This window comes from Rossellomorea aquimaris TF-12, assembly GCF_001648555.1.
Lineage (GTDB): Bacteria > Bacillota > Bacilli > Bacillales > Bacillaceae_B > Rossellomorea > Rossellomorea aquimaris.
The window spans coordinates 195,459-219,026 of record NZ_LQXM01000029.1 but is presented as its reverse complement, the minus strand read 5'-3'; the positions used below and the strand labels follow the sequence as shown (position 1 = coordinate 219,026).

General features: G+C 35.1%; 21 protein-coding genes and 1 pseudogene. 10 read left to right on the top strand and 12 right to left on the bottom strand.

The genetic code is table 11. The features are described from left to right. Nucleotides 1-295 precede the first annotated feature (295 nt). From IQI_RS14615 to IQI_RS14575, 10 genes and pseudogenes are all read left to right on the top strand, one after another. Nucleotides 296-1,276, top strand: a complete 981-nt coding sequence (locus tag IQI_RS14615) for an ABC transporter ATP-binding protein (RefSeq protein ID WP_064093382.1) — start codon at nucleotides 296-298, stop codon at nucleotides 1,274-1,276. Further along, entirely contained in the window at nucleotides 1,273-1,929 is a 657-nt protein-coding gene (locus IQI_RS14610) for an ABC transporter permease (RefSeq protein WP_231893432.1), read from the top strand. The genes IQI_RS14615 and IQI_RS14610 overlap by 4 nt, the downstream gene beginning before the upstream one ends. Nucleotides 1,930-1,952: 23 nt before the next feature. After that, nucleotides 1,953-2,855, top strand: a complete 903-nt coding sequence (locus IQI_RS14605) for a glycine betaine ABC transporter substrate-binding protein (protein ID WP_064093381.1) — start codon at nucleotides 1,953-1,955, stop codon at nucleotides 2,853-2,855. A 235-nt stretch (nucleotides 2,856-3,090) separates the two neighbouring features. Further along, on the top strand, nucleotides 3,091-3,498 hold the full coding sequence (locus tag IQI_RS14600; RefSeq protein WP_064093883.1) for a CoA-binding protein: 408 nt from the start codon (nucleotides 3,091-3,093) through the stop codon (nucleotides 3,496-3,498). 328 nt (nucleotides 3,499-3,826) lie between these two features. Then, entirely contained in the window at nucleotides 3,827-5,803 is a 1,977-nt protein-coding gene (gene parE, locus IQI_RS14595; RefSeq protein ID WP_064093380.1) for a DNA topoisomerase IV subunit B, read from the top strand. After that, the gene (gene parC, locus IQI_RS14590; RefSeq protein WP_064093379.1) at nucleotides 5,800-8,238 is read left to right on the top strand and encodes a DNA topoisomerase IV subunit A; all 2,439 of its coding nucleotides are present in this window, start codon (nucleotides 5,800-5,802) and stop codon (nucleotides 8,236-8,238) included. Before parE ends, parC begins: the two co-directional genes overlap by 4 nt. Before the next feature lie 128 nt (nucleotides 8,239-8,366). Then, nucleotides 8,367-8,453: pseudogene (locus IQI_RS21350) on the top strand (oxidoreductase); the annotation flags it as partial. 324 nt (nucleotides 8,454-8,777) lie between these two features. Further along, a complete protein-coding gene (locus IQI_RS14585) occupies nucleotides 8,778-10,205 on the top strand; it encodes an alanine/glycine:cation symporter family protein (RefSeq protein WP_064093378.1) in 1,428 nt (475 codons plus the stop codon). 164 nt (nucleotides 10,206-10,369) lie between these two features. Beyond that, the gene (locus tag IQI_RS14580; RefSeq protein WP_064093377.1) at nucleotides 10,370-11,137 is read left to right on the top strand and encodes a hypothetical protein; all 768 of its coding nucleotides are present in this window, start codon (nucleotides 10,370-10,372) and stop codon (nucleotides 11,135-11,137) included. 64 nt (nucleotides 11,138-11,201) lie between these two features. After that, nucleotides 11,202-11,660, top strand: a complete 459-nt coding sequence (locus IQI_RS14575) for a staygreen family protein (RefSeq protein WP_064093376.1) — start codon at nucleotides 11,202-11,204, stop codon at nucleotides 11,658-11,660. A gap of 960 nt (nucleotides 11,661-12,620) precedes the next feature. On the opposite strand, the gene IQI_RS14570 is transcribed toward IQI_RS14575, so the two are convergent. The 12 genes from IQI_RS14570 to IQI_RS14515 form a co-directional block, all read right to left on the bottom strand. Continuing rightward, a complete protein-coding gene (locus tag IQI_RS14570) occupies nucleotides 12,621-13,400 on the bottom strand; it encodes an alpha/beta fold hydrolase (protein ID WP_064093882.1) in 780 nt (259 codons plus the stop codon). A gap of 324 nt (nucleotides 13,401-13,724) precedes the next feature. Continuing rightward, the gene (locus IQI_RS21345; protein ID WP_408007767.1) at nucleotides 13,725-13,937 is read right to left on the bottom strand and encodes a hypothetical protein; all 213 of its coding nucleotides are present in this window, start codon (nucleotides 13,935-13,937) and stop codon (nucleotides 13,725-13,727) included. 218 nt (nucleotides 13,938-14,155) lie between these two features. After that, complete coding sequence (locus IQI_RS14565; RefSeq protein WP_064093375.1) at nucleotides 14,156-14,683, bottom strand: AAA family ATPase; 528 nt, start codon at nucleotides 14,681-14,683, stop codon at nucleotides 14,156-14,158. A 977-nt stretch (nucleotides 14,684-15,660) separates the two neighbouring features. Continuing rightward, nucleotides 15,661-16,089, bottom strand: coding sequence for an ester cyclase (locus tag IQI_RS14560; protein ID WP_064091097.1), 429 nt, complete (start codon nucleotides 16,087-16,089; stop codon nucleotides 15,661-15,663). Nucleotides 16,090-16,256: 167 nt separating this feature from the next. Further along, the gene (locus IQI_RS14555) at nucleotides 16,257-16,739 is read right to left on the bottom strand and encodes a GyrI-like domain-containing protein (RefSeq protein ID WP_231893367.1); all 483 of its coding nucleotides are present in this window, start codon (nucleotides 16,737-16,739) and stop codon (nucleotides 16,257-16,259) included. Between the two features lie 238 nt (nucleotides 16,740-16,977). Further along, nucleotides 16,978-17,370, bottom strand: coding sequence for a hypothetical protein (locus IQI_RS14550; protein WP_064093374.1), 393 nt, complete (start codon nucleotides 17,368-17,370; stop codon nucleotides 16,978-16,980). Nucleotides 17,371-17,501: 131 nt separating this feature from the next. Continuing rightward, complete coding sequence (locus IQI_RS14545; protein WP_064091096.1) at nucleotides 17,502-17,882, bottom strand: DUF3139 domain-containing protein; 381 nt, start codon at nucleotides 17,880-17,882, stop codon at nucleotides 17,502-17,504. Between the two features lie 491 nt (nucleotides 17,883-18,373). Continuing rightward, nucleotides 18,374-18,739: a putative periplasmic lipoprotein gene (locus IQI_RS14540; RefSeq protein ID WP_064093373.1), complete on the bottom strand. Its 366-nt coding sequence runs from the start codon at nucleotides 18,737-18,739 to the stop codon at nucleotides 18,374-18,376. Between the two features lie 940 nt (nucleotides 18,740-19,679). Next, the gene (locus tag IQI_RS14530; protein ID WP_064093371.1) at nucleotides 19,680-21,296 is read right to left on the bottom strand and encodes a putative polysaccharide biosynthesis protein; all 1,617 of its coding nucleotides are present in this window, start codon (nucleotides 21,294-21,296) and stop codon (nucleotides 19,680-19,682) included. Nucleotides 21,297-21,578: 282 nt separating this feature from the next. Further along, a complete protein-coding gene (locus IQI_RS14525; RefSeq protein ID WP_064093370.1) occupies nucleotides 21,579-22,058 on the bottom strand; it encodes a DUF4367 domain-containing protein in 480 nt (159 codons plus the stop codon). Between the two features lie 258 nt (nucleotides 22,059-22,316). Beyond that, entirely contained in the window at nucleotides 22,317-22,547 is a 231-nt protein-coding gene (locus tag IQI_RS14520) for a hypothetical protein (protein ID WP_082892730.1), read from the bottom strand. Between the two features lie 180 nt (nucleotides 22,548-22,727). Beyond that, complete coding sequence (locus IQI_RS14515; RefSeq protein ID WP_064093368.1) at nucleotides 22,728-23,282, bottom strand: GNAT family N-acetyltransferase; 555 nt, start codon at nucleotides 23,280-23,282, stop codon at nucleotides 22,728-22,730. Between the last annotated feature and the right edge of the window lie 286 nt (nucleotides 23,283-23,568).

Below are 23,568 nucleotides of genomic sequence, written 5' to 3'. Positions count from 1 at the left end.
CGCAGGAGTTTACGCAGTTACCTTCACCATCCATAAGTAAGTCCGAGACAGAGTGTTCGACTCACGCCCCGCGGAAAGCGAGCACCTGTAGGAAATCAACTACTACTCGCTTTTTCAATAGCAACAAAGTTTACGATTTGCTGTTACACCTGTATGCCTCTCACTAATTCAACATAAACTACTAATTAGACTATTACAAAAGTCTATTCTTTGGACTATAAGTTTAGCTTTTGTATAATGAGGGTATCCCTTCTATGTTTAGAAAAATTTCTCAGTTTAAAAAGCAGGTGGTAAAATGATTGAATTTAAGAACGTAACGAAAGTATATGAAGATGGTACAGAAGCAATAAAAGGAATAGACTTAACCATCCCAGAAGGTAAACTCGTAGCGTTAATTGGACCTAGCGGATGTGGAAAAACAACAACGATGAAAATGATTAATAAGCTCATTACTCCTTCAAGTGGTTCGATCTTCATAAATGGAAAGGATATCTCTAATCAAGATGAGGTTGAACTACGAAGGAATATCGGCTACGTCATTCAACGAATTGGGTTACTTCCTCATATGACAATTGAAGATAATATTAGTTTAATACCGAAACTAAAAGGATGGAAAAAAGATCAATACGAAAATCGCGTAGATGAATTATTGAATCTCGTTGGACTGGAACCCCATATTTTCCGAAAAAGATACCCATTAGAATTAAGTGGAGGTCAACAGCAACGAGTCGGAGTTATTCGTGCACTTGCTGCTGAGCCACCGATTATATTAATGGATGAACCGTTTAGTGCTCTCGATCCAATAAGCCGGGAACAGCTTCAGGATGAATTAAAAGGGATTCAAAACACGATACATAAAACGATTATTTTTGTTACCCACGACATTGACGAAGCATTAAAAATCGCCGATGAAATTGCTGTCATGAAAGACGGGAAGATAGAACAAATTGCCACACCGAATGAACTTCTCTCAGCACCTGCAAATGACTTTGTACGCTCGTTTATCGGCGAGGAGAGGCTAAAAGGGCAGAAGTCCAGGATCTGTGTATCTGACATCATGGAAAACAACACAAACTACATACTTTATAACGAAACAGAATATGAAATTATTCCATATGATGCATCAATTTCTGACGCAGCTCATTTGTTAGTCACATCTGATAAACCTTATCTTCTTGTCATAAGAAACGAAAAGTCCATTGGAAGTGTGACGAGAACAGGAGTTTTGCGAGCTGTTGCTTCAGAAGGTAGGAAGGAGGCACAATCTACATCATGAACACCTTCTCATTGATGTTTATACAAACGATTACGAATCGATCCGATGCTATTATAACCGGATTGACAGAGCACCTGTATTTATCCTTTGTTTCTATTTTTATTGCGATTATAATCTCGTTACCACTTGGGGTTTACATATCTCGTAAAAAACAAATTGCTGAATTTTATATAGGAATTACGGCTGTTTTTCAAACCATTCCCAGTTTAGCTTTATTTGGCTTTCTGATTCCATTATTGGGAACAGGTAGTGCGACGGCGATTATCGCGTTAACAGTTTATGCCCTTTTACCTATTCTTCGTAACACTTATACGGGCATTGTCGGGGTAGATGAGGGGGTTATAGAAGCAGGTAAAGGAATGGGAATGACAAGCTCACAACTACTCTTTAAAGTGGAGTTACCACTAGCGTTACCGTTTATTATGGCAGGGATTCGTACTGCTACGGTTTTAACGGTAGGAGTAGCCACTCTGGCAACTTTTGTAGGTGGTGGTGGTTTAGGTGATCTGATTTATCGAGGCTTGTCAACATGGAATCACTCATTAGTATTAGCTGGTGCGATTCCAGCTGCTCTATTAGCTCTATTCTTTGATTTCTTATTAAAGCAATTAGAAAAAGTGACTACACCAAAAGGATTAAAAGCAAGAAAATAAAACATATATAAAGGAGAAATAACATGAAAAATAAATTTAGCTCATTCATTATACTTTTAGTTTTATCCATCATGATTGCAGGCTGCGGGAATGGTGATAAAAAAGATAATACTATAACCGTATCAGGAAAGATGTGGACAGAACAATTCATTCTTACTCAAATGATGGCAGAGCTTCTAAAAGAAAAGACAGATTTAGATGTTAAAGTAGAAGAAGGATTAGGTGAAGTCTCTATTCTGACTCCAGCACTAGAAAAGGGAGATATCGATGTTTATATTGAATATACAGGTACTGGATTAGAAGCCGTATTAAAAGAGCAGGCCAAGGAAGGCGCAACTGGAGACGAGATTTTAGAGCAAGTTCGTAAAGGCTATGAAGAGAAATTTAATGTTACTTGGTTAAAGCCACTTGGATTTGAAAATACGTATACACTTGCCTATACACAGGATCAAGATTTTGATGCAAAAACCTTCTCTGAGCTAGTTCCTCTTTCAAAGGATTTAAGCTTTGGGGCCCCTCACCAGTTTTATGAGCGTGAAGGCGACGGTTACGATGCATTTTCAGAAGCTTATGGCTTTGAATTTAAAGCAAAAGAAAGCTTCGATCCGAATATAATGTACGAGGCTGTGAAAAACGGAGATGTAGACGTTATTCCTGCTTTTACAACAGACGGAAGAATTGAGCGATACAATTTAAAATCTACGAAGGATGATAAAGGATTCTTCCCTCCTTACCATGCTGCTCCCATTATTCGTCAGGAAGTACTTAAAGAACATCCAGAAGTAGAAGATGTTTTAAACGAATTAGCAGATCAAATTACTGAAGAAGAAATGAGCGAAATGAACGCCAAGGTAGATATAGACAAACAAGATCCCAAAGAGGTTGCAAGAGAATTTTTAGTATCTAAAGGACTAATTAAAGAATAATGGCAAACAAAGTGTCAGGAAACACAAGTAAGGGAGTCTATGGTTAGAAAGCAGCTCTTTTTCTTGTGTTATTCTGACATTTTTTAATATTTTTCATAAATTATTTACTGAAATAAATATAATTTTGAAAAAATAGTCGAAATTATGGTATAAATGAATAATAGGACTTAAGGAATAGTATGGAAAATGTTCATATGGTCAACGTAGAAAGATAAAGGAGTTGAATTGAACTATGATAGAAAACCCATCTCGAAATGAGATAGGACAAATCCTGCAAGATTCAAAACGTATTGCTGTTATAGGATTAAGTGATAATCCTGAGCGTACTTCTTATATGGTATCTAAAGCTATGCAAGATAGCGGTTTTGAGATTATTCCTGTCAATCCAACCATTGAATCAGCACTTGGTGTAAAAGCGGTTGGAACTTTACAGGAAATAGAGGGCGAAGTAGATATTGTTAATGTCTTTCGACGTTCTGAATTCCTACCTGACATTGCAAAGGAATTTGATGAGATTAACGCAAAAGTATTTTGGGCTCAGCTTGGTGTAATGAATGAAGAGGCTTTTCGCTTTTTAAAGGAACGTGGGTATACAGTTATCATGGATCGCTGTATAAAGGTTGAACATGCTTTAACCAAATAATTCTCACTAGTAACAAGCGGGTCTACCGCTTGTTTTTTTTCGAAAAATACAAGGGAGATTAACCAATCCATTTTGACACTCAAATAATGTTAACTTTCCCAATCCCTCAATGGTTTTTTAAGAAAAAACAAGATGTAGAGAAGCGAATCCTGGAAATTTCATTTGCGAAAATCAAATAAAACGCTACAATATAGCATAGTGGTTTACCTTAAAAAGTAGATAAACGGTAAACGAACACACGTTCTTGTGTTATAGTAAGAACATACATAACCAATAATACCGTAAAGGGATTACCTAACGGGTAGAGAAGTTTGAAAGGGGAATGTTCGTGGCCAACCAGAAAAAGACCATGGATTACAATGATGATGCGATTCAAGTTTTAGAAGGCTTAGAAGCCGTACGTAAGAGACCTGGAATGTATATAGGCTCTACTGACTCTAGAGGTTTGCATCATTTAGTATACGAAATTGTTGATAATTCCGTTGATGAAGCACTTGCTGGCTTCGGAAATGAGATTCTCGTGACGATACATAAAGATAATAGCATTTCTGTACAGGATAAAGGTCGAGGAATGCCAACAGGGATGCATAAACTAGGAAAACCAACTCCTGAAGTCATATTGACGATCCTTCACGCAGGTGGAAAGTTTGGACAAGGTGGCTATAAAACAAGTGGAGGTCTTCACGGAGTTGGAGCTTCCGTTGTGAATGCTCTTTCAGAGTGGTTAGTGGTCACCATTGAACGAGATGGGATGAAATATGAACAACGCTTCGCTAAGGGTGGTAAACCACAAACCACACTTGAAAAAATAGGAAAAACCAAAAAGTCTGGAACACGAATACATTTTAAGCCAGATCCAGAAATTTTCAGTAACACAACTTACAATTACGATACTCTTTGTGAACGTTTAAGAGAATCTGCTTTTCTTTTAAAAGGGCTAAAGATTGAAATATCCGATGAGCGTAATGATCAAAAAGAGGTTTACCATTACGAAAGCGGAATTGAAGCATTTGTTCAATATTTAAACGAAGAGAAAGACCCCCTTCATACTGTTGCGTTCTTTGAAGGAGAACACCATACCATCGAAGTGGAATTTTCTTTTCAATTCAATGATGGATTCTCAGAAAACATTCTTTCATTCGTAAACAATGTTCGTACAAAAGATGGTGGAACTCACGAAGCAGGTGCAAAAACCGCAATGACTCGTGTATTTAATGAATATGCTCGTAAAGCTGGCATCTTAAAAGAACGGGATAAAAATTTAGAAGGAACCGATATACGGGAAGGCTTAGCGGCTATTGTTTCGGTACGTATACCTGAAGACCTACTACAATTCGAAGGGCAAACCAAAGGGAAGCTAGGAACAAGTGAAGCCCGTTCAGCTGTTGATTCCGTAGTATCAGAGCATCTTCTGTATTTCTTAGAAGAAAACCCAGAGACCAGTTCACTTTTAATCAAAAAATCCATTAAAGCCGCTCAGGCTCGTGAAGCTGCTCGAAAAGCACGTGAAGATGCTCGTAATGGAAAAAAGCGGAAACGCTCTGAAACCGTTCTATCAGGGAAATTGACACCTGCTCAATCAAGAAATCCCCAGAGAAATGAGATATATCTTGTGGAGGGTGATTCTGCTGGAGGTTCCGCCAAACAAGGAAGAGACCGAAAGTTCCAGGCAATCCTTCCTTTGAGAGGTAAGGTAATTAACACGGAAAAGGCAAAACTTCAAGATATCTTTAAAAATGAAGAAATCAACACGATTATTCATGCCATTGGTGGTGGAGTCGGCCCTGAATTCAACGTCGAGGACATCAATTACGATAAAATCATTATAATGACCGATGCAGATACAGATGGAGCCCATATTCAGGTTCTCCTTCTTACCTTCTTTTACCGTTACATGAAGCCACTTCTTGAAGCTGGGAAAATCTATATTGCCCTCCCTCCACTTTTCAAAGTAAGTAAGGGGACAGGCAAGAAAGAAAAAATCGAATATGCGTGGACAGATGATGAACTGCAAGGTGCTATTTCAAAAATAGGGAAGGGTTACATGATTCAGCGCTATAAAGGTCTTGGAGAAATGAATGCAGATCAGTTATGGGAAACCACGATGGATCCTGAAACTAGAGCCCTTATTCGCGTTCGAATCGATGATGCTGCCCGTGCTGAGCGTCGTGTAACGACCCTAATGGGAGACAAAGTTGAGCCGCGACGGAAGTGGATAGAAAGCAACGTTGCTTTTGGATTAGAGGAAGATGGAAGTATTTTAGAAAATGAAAACATTTCGGTCGCAGAGGAGGGTAATTCATGACAACCGTAGAAAGATATCAAGATTTACCTTTAGAAGAGGTGCTAGGCGACCGGTTCGGACGTTACAGTAAATATATTATTCAAGAGCGTGCATTACCCGATGCTCGAGATGGATTAAAGCCTGTACAAAGACGTATCCTTTACGCTATGTACGTAGATGGAAATACACAAGAAAAAGGGTTTCGTAAGTCTGCTAAAACCGTTGGTAACGTAATTGGTAATTACCATCCCCACGGTGATACGTCTGTATATGACGCTATGGTTCGTATGAGTCAAGACTGGAAGGTACGAAACTATTTAGTAGAAATGCACGGAAATAACGGAAGCATCGACGGAGATCCCCCTGCTGCTATGCGTTATACCGAAGCACGTTTATCAGCTATTTCTATGGAGTTATTACGTGATATTGATAAAAATACCGTTGAATTCATCCCGAACTTTGATGATACGTCTAGTGAACCGACTGTATTGCCTTCTCGTTTCCCCAACCTTTTGGTAAACGGTTCAACGGGGATTTCTGCTGGATATGCAACTGAAATTCCACCCCATCATTTAGGTGAGGTCATTGATGCAACCATTATGCGTATTGAGAATCCAGAGAGTACAGTAGATCAATTGATGACTGTCATGAAAGGTCCTGATTTTCCTACAGGAGGAATCATCCAGGGTGTTGACGGCATCAAAAAAGCGTATGAGACTGGAAAAGGTAAAATAGTCGTACGTGGAAAAGCAGAAATCGAAAACATTCGTGGCAGTAAACAACAAATTGTAATTACGGAAGTGCCATTTGAAGTAAATAAAGCCAACTTGGTAAAGAAAATGGATGAATTCCGCTTAGACCGTAAAGTAGAGGGTATTGCCGAAGTACGTGATGAAACGGATCGTGAAGGACTTCGTATTGTCATTGAATTAAAGAAGGATGCTGATTCTACCGGGGTTTTAAACTATTTATACAAGAACAGTGATCTGCAAATCGCCTTTAACTTTAATATGGTAGCTATTCAAAATCGCCGCCCAAAATTGCTCGGTCTAAGAGAGCTTCTAGATTCGTATATCGGTCACCAAAAGGAAGTCGTAATCAATCGAACGAATCATGATTTAAAAAAAGCGAAGGATCGTCAACATATTGTTGAAGGGTTGATGAAAGCACTTTCGATTTTAGATCAGGTGATTACAACCATTCGTGCTTCCAAGGATAAACGAGATGCAAAAAACAATTTAATTCAAAAATTCCAATTTACTGAAGCTCAATCGGAGGCGATTGTCAGCCTTCAGCTTTACCGTTTAACGAATACGGATATAACAGCCCTTCAGGCAGAAGCGGAAGAACTCGCAAATACAGTAGCAGAATTAACTTCTATTCTAGATAGCGAAAGCAAGCTATACAGCGTTATTAAGAAAGAACTTAAAGCGATTAAAAAGAAGTTTGCTGATGCTCGTAGAACCAAAATTGAAGATCAAATCGAAGAAATCAAAATAAATCTAGAAGTTTTAATTGCAAGTGAAGATGTGATGGTTACGGTAACGAGTGATGGTTATATGAAGAGAACCAGCCTCCGTTCATATTCTGCATCTAACGGTCAAGACCTCGCCATGAAGGAAACAGACCGGCTACTTGCTCAATATGAGATGAATACTACGGATACTCTATTAGTGTTTACTAACAAAGGTAACTATATCTATTGCCCTGTTCATGAGTTGCCTGATATCCGTTGGAAAGATCTTGGACAGCACGTAGGAAACATTGTCCCAATTGATCGTGATGAACAGGTTTTAAAAGCGATACCAATTAAAGAATTTGACCCTGCTCATTATTTATTATTCATAACGAAGAATGGTATGACTAAGAAATCAGAGCTCATTCAATACAAAGCTCAACGCTATTCTCGTCCATTAGTTGGAATCAACCTTAAAGGTGATGACGAACTAGTTGATGTTCACTTAACGGATGGAACTCAAGACTTGTTTCTTGCTACCCATTACAGCTACGGTTTATGGTTCCCTGAAGAAGATGTCAACATTGTGGGACCTAGAGCTGCTGGAGTCAAAGGCATCAACTTAAAAGATGGTGACTACGTGGTTGCAGGTAAAGTTGTTACTGACCCAATGAAAGAATATGTCTTCCTCGCTACTCAGCGTGGTGCTGTTAAGAAAATGAAACTAACAGAATTCGAAAAGACTTCAAGGGCCAAGCGAGGCGTGATTATGCTAAGAGAGTTGAAATCAAATCCTCATCGAGTTGTCAAAATTGAAGTCGTAAAGGATACAGATAAAGTATGGCTGCTTACGAATAAAGGGAAAACAGATAAAGTGTCCGTGTCTGATTTGAGACCGAATGATCGCTATTCAAATGGGTCCTTTGTCATTGATGAAGGCGAAAGTGGATCATTAATTGAAAGCTGGTCAGAATCAATCGAGAAACCTACAAAAGAATAATCACAAATAAAAAACGACTAATAAAGGTACACTCCTGTTAGTCGTTTTTTATTTAAGCACATTTCTTAGAGAAAAAAACATTACAATTAGAAAATAAACTTGTCCTCGTAACAGGATAGACAAGTGGAATTGGAAAGGAAACAGCGAAAACATTACTTGAAGAAGGAGCAAAGGTGATCATAAATGGTCGAACTCATGAAAAAGTGGACAACACTGAAAAAAGAATTAACTGTTTTAGGTGAAGCTCACGCCATAGTAGCAGATCTATCTTTCCAAGAGGAAAGAGCCTTTACTCCTTAACCAATATTTAGGGAATTAAAGGCTTTTCTGTAATGTGATTTGAATAGAATTCGTATATTTATTCAAAATGTTTTTATTACCCCCGTAAAAATTTGCAAAATATTTCATATTCTTTCAGCTTCATGAATTTTTCATTGATTTTCAATCCTTTTTTTGATAGATTAAAAAGATGTGTTAGTGGGTAAACATCCATTGGTTCATAGGTTAACTTTGTATTTATACATCAAGGAGGAACATGAATGGATTTATTAACAAGTATAGTTGGTACTTTAAATGATTATATGTGGTCTTATATTCTAATTGCTGCACTTATTGGTCTAGGACTATATTTTTCTTTACGAACAAAATTTGCTCAATTCCGCTATCTAGGAGAAATGGGAAGATTACTAACAGATAAAACGACCATTTCAACGGAGGGTAAAAGAGGAATTTCTTCCTTTCAAGCCTTTACGATCAGTACAGCTTCACGTGTAGGAACAGGAAATCTTGCTGGAGTTGCTACAGCTATTGCGGGTGGTGGTCCTGGAGCCGTCTTTTGGATGTGGATTATCGCGTTATTAGGTGGAGCTACAAGCTTTGTAGAAAGTACATTAGCTCAAATTTATAAAGTGAAGGACGGTAAAGATGGATATCGAGGCGGTCCTGCTTATTACATGGAAAAAGGGCTGAATGCACGATGGATGGGGATATTATTTGCTATTATCATTACATTTTGTTTTGGTTTAGTCTTTAACTCCGTTCAATCCAATACGATTTCACTAGCGATGGAAGAAGCATATTCCTTTGATCGAATGACAATTGGTCTTACTTTAGCTGCTTTAACCGCTGTTATTATTTTCGGCGGAGTAAAACGAATTGCTAATGTTACCCAAATTGTTGTGCCGATAATGGCTATTCTTTATATCATTCTAGCTCTTTATATCTTAATAACCAATATTACACTGCTCCCTGATATGTTTGTGGTTATTTTTGAAAATGCTTTTGGTATTCGCGAAGTAGCTAGTGGTGGTGTAGGTGCTGCGATTATGATGGGAATCAAACGCGGATTGTTCTCTAACGAAGCAGGGATGGGAAGTGCACCAAACGCAGCTGCAACTGCTGGAGTAACGCATCCAGTTAAACAGGGATTAATTCAAACATTAGGGGTATTCACCGACACTTTAATTATTTGTACAGCAACCGCTTTTATGATTATATTATCAAATGAATATACAACTGGCATTGATGGAATTCAATTAACTCAAGCAGCCTTAAGCTTCCATGTAGGACCATGGGCAGACACATTTGTGGCTGTTGCGATTTTCTTATTTGCCTTTAGTTCCATTATTGGAAACTATTATTATGGTGAAACGAATATTGAATTTATTAAATACAGCCCAGTTACCTTATTTATTTATCGAATCGCTGTTCTTGGAATGGTCGTTTTCGGTGCAGTTGTAAAGCTTGATATTGTTTGGAGTTTAGCCGATTTATTCATGGGACTCATGGCGATCATTAACCTGATAGCCATTACTCTTCTTGCAAAAATCGCTATTGCTGCCCTAAAGGATTACCGTGAACAGAAAAAACAAGGAAAAGATCCAGTATTTTATTCAAATTCTATTAAAGGTTTAAACGGAATTGAAAGCTGGGAGAAAAAGCCGGAACAATCATCACAAAATAAATAATTGTCATTGACCAACTCATGTATAGAGTTGGTCTCTTTTTTGCGTCGAGTTCTAACCAGATCATAATTACTTCTTTTCTAGAGAAAAAGAATTAAAATTTACATAGATTTCCCTTTTTTTGGTGAAAGTAAGAGTGAATATGTTTTCATCGAGGAGAGAAAATCATGCGAAAAGAACTTTTATTTGCATTTGGGGCCTTTTTCTTTATGTCCCTACATGCCATTGCAGGTAATGATGCAGAAGTATCGAATGAACAAAAACAGACAAATGAATTTACTATCAAAACATACAAAAAAGATGTCACTGGAGATGGCAAAAAGGATAACATTCAATTAAAAGCCATTCCATTTTCCCCTGATGCTCTCTTTTTAAAAGAAATTTGGGCTGACATCACAACCTCTAGAGGGAGCAAGGTTCGTATTGATTACGAGGCTGGATATGAACCGAAAATTCAGTTTGTTGATTTGAATCATGACAAAATTAAAGATATGCTTTATTCGTCTGCAACTGGAGGAAGCGGTGGCTTGTACAATGTTGCCCTACATACATTAGCAGACAATAAGCTTATTGATATAGGATTACCAGATCCATTAAACATACAAGCTCAATTTGAAGATAACTACATGGCCACCATAACATTTGTTGATACCAATCAGTCTTATACTGTAGACCTTAAAGATCGCAAAGAGGAGTATGAAAGATTAGGTATCTATACGGATGGTAAATTGAACGAACCTACAGAATTGATGGTTGTTCCCTATGCATTCTTTGAACCAACAAACATCAAAGGAAAGCCCGGAAAGGGATTAAAAGCCTATCAGCGAATTAATGGTGCCTATAATGCTGATGGAATAGGCAATGTCATCTCTTACTGGTATTATGATAATGATAAATGGACACTAATGAATATCGACTGGAAACCATTAAAGTAAGGGAACCATTTTCAGGGGATTTTCATACCATGATGTAAGCCCAATTTTAAAGGGAGGCTTATACATGAGTGAATTCAATCCAGATAAACTTTCTGTTACTTATTTGCCACCAGCGTCCATTTTTAATCCCATAGATCATCGCAAATACACATTAACTCATTCTGATTCCACAGGAGAATTGTTTCTTAGTATCGGTTGTCAATACGAATTAGAAAACATTAATCTCAACATGAGAGACGAAGTATTAGGAGAGTGGAGGAGGGAGCAAGGTCAATATACCCTTTGTGGAACGGTCTATATAAGCAATGGTGAATTTGATGAAAAGCTCTCAAACGTTCGTTTTATGGTTTTCAAAAAGGAGCTTCCGTTAGCATTATCTGCTATTGTAAACGGAGATAAGGGATTTTACATGTATTATCCATGGTTACTTGATGCTCCAATTTATATTTACTTTGACTCCATATTTCCAGAGTTTAATCAAATTCTTTATTTTGGAACTCCTAGACAATATATAATGAAGTAATTCTGAAGCATAAAAAGCGAGAAAGCTTTTTATGCTTTTTTATTTAAGCAAAGCTATTGAATGGAAATTTGTAAGGGATGCTATCTATATTATGTAAACTAACTATTAAAAGCTGAAATCTAAATTGTTATAAGATAATAGAAATCACACAAAGAAGTTGTCTGACAATAATATGAATATTGATTTGAAATTCAACCAGGAACTAAAGTCGAATTTCAATACATAATGAATGCTGGGTTTTCGAAATTAAATATCTAGCTGATGAAAATGAAAATACTAATGAAATTTTTAATACAATTTAAGAGTTAATGATCAATTAATAAGTAAATAAAAAAAACGAATTAAAATTTTCAATTTTGTCTCATTATAAATAGTATACTTGTGATACGAGACTGGATTCGAGTTTTTAATTTAACTTCCTATAATATATATTATGTAAACTAGAAATAAACGTTGAGTAAATGATAAAGTTAGTCACTACCCCCCTTACTGACGAGCGACACAAAAGTCAGGAGTCTTCCCCTTATCGTTCAATTTTGAATTTCTTTTCGATGGTAAAATAAATCAATAATAGAGAAATTTTATAACATTTAATCCTTAGCTTGTTATGACGCAAATTTAGAGACAAAATGACTCAAAAGCACAGATTATATTTGTGGTAATTCTTAAGATACTCAACTCTTATATATTTTTTTAGCGTTATAAAGGCGCGATATTATAAAACCACGCCTCAGTCTTTAACGCTAAACTTCAAAAAAACCGAATAAAAATTATTTATAAGTTTGTTAGTTCTTTAATCACTTAACCATATCTTTTGAATGAATTTTTCTGAACTTCGGATTTTTGTATGAACTTTTCCCCTTTTTTTATCTAAAATTTCTAAGACTATTTCTTCTGATAACCCGGTTATTTCGCTTATTGACCGAATTGTAAAAAATAGATGTAGTTGATAAGACATTATTACTTGTGAAAGCCCGAAAGTATTGGCAGCAGTTTTTTTCCGTTAACCATATGGTCTTGCTTTGCAAGTTGTACAAACCTTGCGCTCGGAATTGCCTTTGTTAGTTGACGACCAACATCATTTATTGAAGCTGGACTTTTTTCGCCAACGATTATTTGCATAGGTATTGAAATTTGAGTAGCTCGTTCAACCGGGGGCATATCCTTAGTTAGAGTAATATCATAAGCAAGGGTCGGAGCTAGAGCTTTTGTAGTTCTCCAGCCAGGAAAAAACGGCAATAATAAAACAAATAACTTGGGCATGCCAATCTCCTTTAAAAAGGTAAGCATTGCTTCTGCATTTTTCTCGTTTTCGAGAAGTTTGTGTATTTTTTGGCTTAATTGTTTGTATTCGGCTTTTTCATTCTCGTCACGTACATATGGCGCATCATACATAGTTACTTTTTGCACTTTATTACCAAGGCGAATTGCTGCCTCAAGTGCGATAACAGCACCAGAAGAATGGCCATACAAATGAGCCTTGCCGCCTGCCGCATCAATCATAGCTTCGATATCATCGATTTCACGTTCTATAGAATAAGGCAGTGTGTTACCACTATCTCCACGTCCACGACGGTCGTAATTGTAAACAGTGAACTCAGATGAAAATATTTTGGCATCTAGCACAATAGGCTTGAATGAGCGATGGCAGCTTGCTCCTGTTATGTAAATTAGAGGTGGACCATTACCGTAGACATCGTACGCCAAGGTTGTGCCGTCTTTTGACTGGGTTGTTTTCATAAATATCACCTTTCCCCTCCAAAAATGAAAGAATACTACCCACATACATCTGTCAACATTTCAATCAATAAACTGCAAATACATTAAATTGCGTAGTGAATCATTTCTACATTAACAATGGAGTTCCTTCTATTTTTCAATAAAATTTAGAATGATTGTTGAAAGATAACCAGACCGTAATCACTAATTTTAACCTGGTCCGTTAGCACAATAAACGATAGCCAATGTGCAGCTATCTCGCCCGATTCATGAAGACTTGAAGTCGAGATAACTTGTATAAGAGTATATGATCATTGATTAAAGCCCCCGTTTGTTGAATAGTGATTATCTATTTAACCAACTAATCAATTTTTCATTACCTACCTGTTTTGCAAAGTCCAATGGCGACCTGCCTGCTTTATTTTTGGTTACTGAATATGGGTTATACTGTAATAGTAATTTCACCATATCGTAGTACCTGCCTTTACAGTTGAAAACTGCTGTCCATAACGGACTGTTTCCATATTTGTCCCTTTGGTTAATATCCCCCGCCGTTATTAAGGATTTCTCTTCCTACATCTATATTAGGATGCACACTAATTAGGTGTAAAGCTGTTTGACCATCATTGTTTGTCATATTCACGTCAATTCCACTATTAATGAGAAACAACGATATTTCATATTGCAGACCCATAATGGATAAGTGAAGAAGCTTATAATCAAGAAAAAAATGTTGTAGTAGGTAATTATGCTTTACCTATTGTGATAGGTCTAATTTAATTTTCAATTACAATTTCTCCTTCACCTTTTGGTATTTCAAAACCAACAAGGTATGAATTTAAACGTTCTTCTGAAATAGGAAACGAATTTGCATCAAAACTTTTATTACGTAACTTAAGTCGTTCACGCAAATCATTTGGATGAACTTTTAAGTAAATAAGTTTCCATTTACCACCAGAATCCTCAATAAGTTTTTTATACTGGTTCCTTCTAACACGGTCCCAAAAACTAAAATCAATAACCACCTGTTGTTTATCGTGAATTAACTTTATTAAGCGGTTACGTAATTTGCTTTCTGCATTTTTCCTATATTCATCAAACTTTTCCATTGGAAAATCAATCCCCCAGCGACCATGTGTAGCCCATATTTCTTCATCAACTGAAAGACGTACAAACCCTTCCTGTTCTAATAATTGTGAGAACGTGGTTTTCCCAGAACCTGCAATCCCACACATCATTACCACTAAAGGGGTTAAATCATTTCTATCACGATAAATTAAGTTAAAATTAAACTTATCAAACATTTGTAAACCCCCATTTTTCTGATGTGAATTTTATATATATTAGTTTTATTAATCGATTATTTAACTAAACTGCCCTCTAACTTAATACCAATTATTTCAAAATCGAGCAGCTAACTCAAGAAAAATTTGATACTAAAAAAAAGCTCACCCTGTTCCGGATAAGCCCCCCTTTTGTTGAACAAGTTCACCATCTGAAACTTCATGTACTGTACATACTTTATCAATATTTTTAAAGTCCTTATGGTTTTTTTGAATTACCTCCATCCTAATTTCATTAGTCAATTTTCCTTATTACTTTTTCTTTTTTCTTTTACCTATGATTACAACAGTTATTAACACAATCATTAATAAAAACATACCTTCAGCCATAAAATTCTCCTCCTTGAATTTTATATAATTCAGCAGATCATCTTAAGATTTCCTTCTCTAAATATAAATACGAATAGAAAGATGTTTAGTTTCAAAATTCGGATAATTCACCCGATACATATAGCCAATTTTGTTAAATTGATTACAAAAAGTTCCAATTTTATTTTTTTACTATAAAAAATGGCACCTTACTTTATTTTATGAGAGCGCCCGTTCTTATAACCCAAGGATGAGCTGAACCTAAAAATCCTTATTCATCTATTCTGCCCTTTAATTGAATAGTATTTGAGAGCTTTTGTATACAGTAATAACTCTTAATTAGCTAACATCATTTTCGTCGTTTAACCTTTTCACTTCTTTTTCTAGTTAATCTAAACGTCGATGAATACGATATATTATTGGAAGATATGCAACCGCAGCAATGATTAACCAGCCCATTTTTATTCCCCCTTTTAACAACTCTTTATTAAACACCTTCTTTAATTAACCTGCCCTTTAACTGAATAAAGAAAAACTTAAGACCAGCTCGCCGATCTTAAGCTATCGCCCCTGTTAGTTGAAGACTTGAATTTGAGATACAAAGTCATTTTCTCTTTTCATGATGCTCCCTAGAAAACATTATGAGTATTTTTTTGCAAAGCACCTAAATCAAATAAGATAGCTGCATCACTGTTTTCGCACCATAGTTCATCAACCTTGTCACCTTTAAAATAAAAAATCATAATACCTGTTTCCTTAACCCGTTGATTTTCCGATGGTATATCAAACCATCCACCTTTATAAGTCATCCAGCCAGTATAACGAACCGCCAGCTTTTGTTTCTGCTCTATTAGGTCATTAATCTCCCATTCATCCTCTTGAAAAACTGATTGATACCATTCCATAAATTCCTTCATCTTTTCTTTTGTATGTTCACCTTGGTGGGAGTGGTAAACAAAGTCTTCAGTTGTAAGTTCATCCAAGATTTCTAAATTCCCTTTAGTAAAATATTCTTTGAACCATTTTTCAGCGACTTGTCTTTTTTCAACACTTATCACAGCTTGCTTCCTCCCTGTACTATATTCAATTTCGTGCTTTAAATTGTGCATATTTATTTAAGAGAGACTCTTAACCCTTTTAAAGAATAGCCCCTATACTGGAATAGGATTGAACAATAATTTAATTTACTTCCTCACTACTCCACTATTACAATTTTCGATATCGACTAAATTACCGGATCACATAGATCCACTTTATCTTCACTTTCCGTCCATTTTGAATAAATTTCTAATGACCACTTTCCTGGTACTCTCTCATATCCATTCTCACTAATCCATTTGTGCAAATGAGTATATACTTGGAAAATTTCTGAAGCATGCCCTTTAAAATTCAGAACTGCATACTTCTGTGCTGGCACAACTAAACTAACCATACCCTCAGGAATATTTTCAAATTCATGAACCTCGAAACAGACCCAGTATCCATCGTCTTCTTCTGAACTCTCTTGAGCTTTAAAAGCTCCAATAAGTTTAACTGGCTCAACAAGTTGTTTAATCTCAGATTTACGTCGTTCTAATGACATGTAAGCCTCAGGGATCTGTTTACCATAACCCCTCATATCTTCGCAAACTACTCGAAATCCAACTAACTTCTTCTTTGGAAATTCCTTTACACCTTCTAAAGTTATAGAATTCATTTTTTCCATCATTCTTAATCTCCTTTGAGTAATATTTTTTGCTTCTATATAAGCACTTCTTCAAAAGGATATTTTTTCCTCTTTTATTTGTATAAGTAAAAAAGCAGAATAGATTACTCTGCAAGCACGCATTTCACATTCCCTCCCTAAAATTCTCAAAAAAAGGCGACTATTCTTATTGAATAATCGACCCCTTTAATTGTACAATCGGGAGTTGCTTGTTCAGCAAATGCTCTCCGTTAGTAAAAAATCACTTTTTGTTTTCATTTTGAATTTCTTGCCACTCTTCAGAGTAATCGGGATTAGTTATTTCTATTTCTTCAGAAACAATCTCCATATTATTTAAATCAAATCTAATTTTATAATTCCCTAAAGGAGATTTATTTTTTGCCAACCTTCTATCAAATTCGACTATACCTTCCGAACTAACTTTAGAAGCGATTGTAGTTTTGTAATCACCATCAACAAAAGCATCAAGAACAGGATTAAAATGGCTTAAATCATTTGCTAATTTGTCCAATACCTCTTGCCTGTTTTCTTCTAGAGTTCTTACTTGTTCCATTTTTTCAGTTTGATAGAACATCAATATTATTCCGAATAAAACCACCATAACAAAACTTATAATCGGTAGCTTTCTCTTCAAGCTCGCTCCCCCTTGCAATAATATTCACATAAAAAATACTTATTCAACTAAACTGCCCGATAATTGAATACGAGCAATACCCTTGTTCTCAGTAACTGATCTTCAGTTATTGCCCCCGTTAACGGAAGAACTTATTTACTTTTATCTAACGGTCCATTAGTTCCTTCAGAATGTGTATATATTTCATTTTCAGTATAACCTGAAATTCCACCTTGACTAATTACCCCGTTGTCATAATGATAATAATAAATAGCATTTGGTTCATCTTTAAATACCACATACATCACCCAGGGTCTATACGATAATAAAACATTGGTTATAGAATGGTCGATTTGAATTTCTTTTATCTCATTTTCTTCATATTCTTTATCTATTGTCAAATGTGTAAGTATTTCATCATATCGTCTTTCTTCACCTACATCTACATAGACGATATATGAAAAATAAGAAAGTAAAATTACAACCAATGGGATTGCAAGTATAACTTTTCTGTTTTTGATATTCTTAGGCATTGTTTCTTCCCCCTTTGTAAAAACCAAAACCCCTTTAGTGTAATTATACACTAAAGGGGTTTATTTACAATTAAATTATGAGTTTATTTATGTTAGTTGAAAAAAGGATGTTCAATTAACCTGCCCTTTACTTGAATAAATCAGAGAGCGTTAATATACAATAATAACTCTTAATTAGTTAACATCATTTTCCCCATTTAACCTTTTCACTTCTTTTTCTAAGTAATCTAAACGACGATGAATACGATATATAATTGGAAGATATGCAACAGCAGCAATGATTAACCAGCCCATTTTTCTTTCCCCTTTTAGCGATTTTTTATTAAACACCTTGCTCCATTAACCTGCCCTGTACTTACACAATGGGTGGCTGCTAGCTCAGCAAAATCCCCCCTGCATTTGGATAAGAACTTTTTCTTTTTTTAGTTATTTTTAGTAAATCTGGGGTTACTAAAAAAGATAGCAAGAATAAAAAATTCAAACATATTAAGTTAGTCTAAAAGCGATTTAATGAAATCAACCTTTTCCTTTGAAATAGCATAATAATTATTATCTTCCTTCAGAATTATTGCACTTCTATCAACTTCCACCCAAACATTCGCCCCAAAGTTTTCTCCTATATTAACCAAAAGGTCAGGTTGTTTTTTGTCTATATAGTCTGGTTTTGCTGCGACTTCTAAATCGTCAAATAGCTCTTTTACTTGTTTGATATCATCATTATTCTCAATTTTTGTAGTGCTGATTTCTATTTGATCTTTAGTAAGTGTTTGCTCCTCCACCTGTGAAATTTCAAGAACTTCATTTGTTGAACAGCCAACTAATAAAATACATAAGGCAAAAAACAGTGAATATCGCATATTTACCTCCTATCGAATATAAAAAATTTTAATGTAATTTTCAAAAAAAAAGGTTGTTAGTAATTAGGACTGTTTTTTTCTTCAGTTATTATGAACCGAAAGTCCAAGGATATTTGGGAGAATATTTTGCATTTGGTGAGTTACCCATTTGTCCCATCATTAAAATAATGACCACAACTCCCGCACTGAATAGCGCAATATAAATGGCTATTCCAGCAAGTATATTTTTTTCTGTTTTTTTTAACTAAAGCCAAAATCCCAAAAACCAAAGATAAAATGATGGACAAGGCGATGAGAGATAACCCGAAATAGCCGTTAATCCTTATTAGTCCATAAAGCATTGCAAAGAAAAAATGGTATTGGTAAAACGCTTAATATTAAAGACCAGTAGCTTAACCAAGAGAACTTTTTCAATTTCCTCACTCCTTCTTATAGAATTCTTTTATTCAGTTATTCTTTATGATTAACACTTTAGTAATTAGACGAATAGGCATTCAACATAGTTTCGGGTTATTCAATTAACCTGCCCTTTACTTGAACAAAGGGCGACTGATTGTTCAGCAAACGCCCAAGTTTAATGAAAACTACAACTTCTCTTTCAATAAGTTGATTAAATATATAAGTAAAGATATTAGTACAGATAACAATATAATTATTATTGTACTAAGTGTGTAAATTGGTGTTTCATATTGAATATCACTCATAAAAAAACTTGATAAGCCCATAAATAGAAGGACATTAATAAACATTAACAATAAAAATCCACCAAAAACTTTCCCCATAAAATCCCCCTGCCTTAAATACAAATTAATACTCCACTTATTAAAGTAAAACAACCCTTGTTAAGCATAACTGCCCCAATAATTGAAGAACGCAATGGCCACCGATCAGGCGGCAGTACTTCAGTTATTGTTCCCCTGCAGTGTATTTAGCGAAGTAACTAATAACTTTTATGCTTTTTATTCATCGGTAAAATACCTTTTACTATCCTTAGACGCAAACCTATACCTACATAAATTGCTATACCTGTAAAGATTGATATTGTAGAAATAAGAAGAGAACTGGAATATAAACTTAGGTTTTTAGGCAGCCAACTCTCAGACAGGGATCTAACAGCCCAAACAGCCAAGGACATTACTATGACAAGCACGTAAATTTCTTTTAATGTCTTTAGTAATGGCCATACCCTATAGCTAATAGTTTTTTTAATAATTACTACATTATAAACACAGGAGACAATAAAACCAGCGTAAGTGGCCAATATAGGCCCTATTTCTTTAAAGTAGGGTACCAAGAGATAATTTAAAACTATCTTAAAAAAGATTCCCAACAAGATTCCTATGAACAATGTATTTTGTTTGTTAATTCCTTGAATAATAGCAGCAGTTACAATATACAAAGAAAAAACTACGGCAGCTAAAGAGTACCACTGTAGCAAGCCACCACCAAGTTGAGGACTGTTTTCTAATCCGAAAATCATAATATAGATGGGTTCTCCAAGGAGGCATAAACCCATTGCTGCCGGCAGTGTAAAGAATATTAGCACCTGAACGGTCTGATTTATCTTATTTTTAACATCTATCATTCTTCCGCTTATGTATGCTGAAGTTATACCAGGAATCAAGGACATACTAAATGCTGTTGCTAAAGACAAAGGCACCATCACAAGGATTTGGACCAGTCCAATTACTGCGTTTATATCCTCTGCTTCATCCAAGCTGTAGCCAACAGACTGAAATATTCCATTTATAGTATAGGTATCGATATTCTGATAAATCGGAATAGCTAAACCGGTTACGACAAAGGGAAAAGCATAACCGATTAGTTCTTTAAACATTGAAACAATATTCAAGTTCTCATTATTTGGACTTTGATCCTTCTGTTCCTTTATCAATTTTCTTCTTTTATAGAAAACAAAAATTAACACAGTAAACCCTGCTATTCCACCTATAAATGCGGCGAAGGTTGCAATTCCGACCGCATTCTTAAGAGAACTCTTCAGTATGGGAATAGCTACATATGCACCAACTAAGATAAATATAATTCTAACAACCTGCTCAACTACTGTACTTAAAGCTGAAGGCCCCATAGATTGACTTCCTTGAAAATATCCTCTAAGAATACTCATTGCCGGGATAATTAACAAAGCAAAACTAACAAGACGTATTACAAACTGAACATCTTCTTGCGAATTACCAGTTGGATCAGTGGGATCAATTATGATTCCTGCTAGAAAAGGAGCTGATAAATACAAGGCCGCGAAAGTAATAATGCCGCTTATTACCATTAAGTACATCCCAAATCTTAATAAAGTTAATCCAACCTTATAGTTTCCTAATTCATTGTATTTCGAAACAAACTTCGAAACAGCAAGTGGAAGACCTACTGTTGAAATACTCAACAGAATTGTATAGGGACCATAAGCATATTTGTATAATGCGTATCCTTGAGTGCCTACCAGAGCAGTGAAAGGAATTATATAAATAAAACCTAAAATTTTTGATATTAAGGTTGCTGCGGTTAACAAGAAAGTTCCTCTTATAAATTTACTGTCCACTAAAACACCTCAACTAATTATTCTGTTCTTTCTATTTAAATGTAACTTCAAACCCCATTATTATATTTTAACATATATATCCATTTCGCTTCCGAATTTCTGTAAAATAAAAAAGACGCTTCCTTTAAGAAGTCGCCTCTATAAAACAAATAATTTACTATTTGTTGGAAATCTATGCGGATCATTAGCAGGCTCTTTAGTTAACGCCCCCCTATAATTGAAGACTGTGAATATAGATGTAGAGCAATTAAGCCAGAAATAGCTAAATGCATAAAGTGGTTTTCACTTAAATGATTCCGCCATTTTGATTAACTGCTCTTTACTAACCTCAATTGGAGTGAATTTATACCTAAAGGTAATTTCGTAAGAGAGTTCTTCGTCTTCCCAAAAGATGATTCTACTACCATAGTGTTCTGGGATATACTTACCTTTCAAATCACTTCCTATTTTGATATTCTCTTTCTTTATTCCTTCTGGGTACTCAATCTCATCTTTAGTGATTTTAATTGTTAGGAACTCTTTGTCCACATTGAATAGGGTAAATTCAACTTCCTGATTTTTAGAACCAAAATCGTAAAGACGCATTTCCTCAAAAGGTACTTTAGTGGGAAATCTTGCGTTAAATGGTGTACTTTCCATCTTTTCAGCTACTTCTGAATAGTTATAATCATACATCTTTCCTCTTGAAACTGACCAGCCTACCAATAATACAGTTATCGCCCCTAATAGAAGTGTAAATATTATTACTCTCTTTTTTTTCACTTCTTCCTCTCCTATCAATTTGTTATAAACCCTTAATATTTGTCTGATTGTCCGAGTAAATAGAATTAAATCCCCCTGTGGTTTCTATGAAGGTTTGATAATGGGAATAAGGATAAGGTTTCGAAATTCAGTTATTCTGTTAAACTGCCCCTTTAACTTAATACCAATTATTTCAAAATATAACAATTTACTCAAGATAATTTTTCGCAAAAAAGAGCTTACCCTGTTCTGGATAAGCTCACATTAATTGAATAGTTTTTAATTCTTTTTTCCGAAACCCACAACAGATAATAATAGCCCTGTAAATACAATTAAGTATTCAAATCTTCCTAAGTCTGCATTACTATCAACTACAATAATTCCTCCAAATATAATTATACTTAATCCAAGTAGCATAAACTTTAACCCTGATTTATCAGTTTTTCTTGCAACAACATAGATTAAACCACCCAAAACCAATAGTAATAATAACGTTGGTATAACTGCCACCATAAATCCCCCTAAACAATTTTTAAAAATTTCTATTTTTTATAGAATAATATTTTTTGTTTATTCAACTATCCTGCCCGTTAGCCGAAGATGCTCACGCTTGCTTATGTAATAAAAGGGAGGTGGCTTCTTGTTAAGCAAGTGCGCCCTTTTGTACAATAACCCAATATTCTTTTGGCTTTATATTATAAATTCATTTTTTAGGATACCATAATAAACTAGGTCTATATATTCGTTTTCTTTAATTACGTGTTCTCTTAAAACACCTTCTTTTTTCATACCTATTTTTTCAATAACCTTCCCTGAAGCTGAATTTGAATGAAAGTATCGAGCGAAAACTTTATGGTAATGTTTTTCATCAAAAGCAAATTCTAGGATTGCTTTTGATGCTTCTGTTGCATAACCATTTCCCCAATATTCTTCTCCAACCCAATAAGCAAGTTCACCGTTTTGGTATTTTTGATTGTTTGATAATGCTATTGCTCCGTATAACTTTCCCGTAGCCTTATCTGTAATAGCAAATTCAAAATACTTATTATCATTAAAATTAACAAGATGATTTTTTATCCAGGATAAAGCATCGTCTATTGAATAGGGATACGGCAAATATAGAGTATTTTTATAAAGATTGTAATTATTGCAAAGCCTAGTAACCTCTTGTGCGTCAGTTTCATTAAATAGTCCTAGAACCAACCTATTCGTTTCTAGTGTTTTTTCCGTATTATTATAAATCATTTTTTTCCCCCTTGAAACTGATTATATCTATATAAATTCTTCTTCAATATATCTGCCCTTTAGCCGCCCTTTAGTTTAAGTGAAAAGCTTCACAATATCACATATCTTCTAACTAAATCATAACAGAAGATAACGAATTGTTATTTATATTTCTAAAATTACAGTAATAGTTGACAGTATTTAGTTATATATAAAGAGAAGACGATTACTTAATAAGTAATCGTCTCCTTAATTTTCAACATTATATTTTTACTACGCAGCAAATGTTCACTCCCCTACTAGTCCA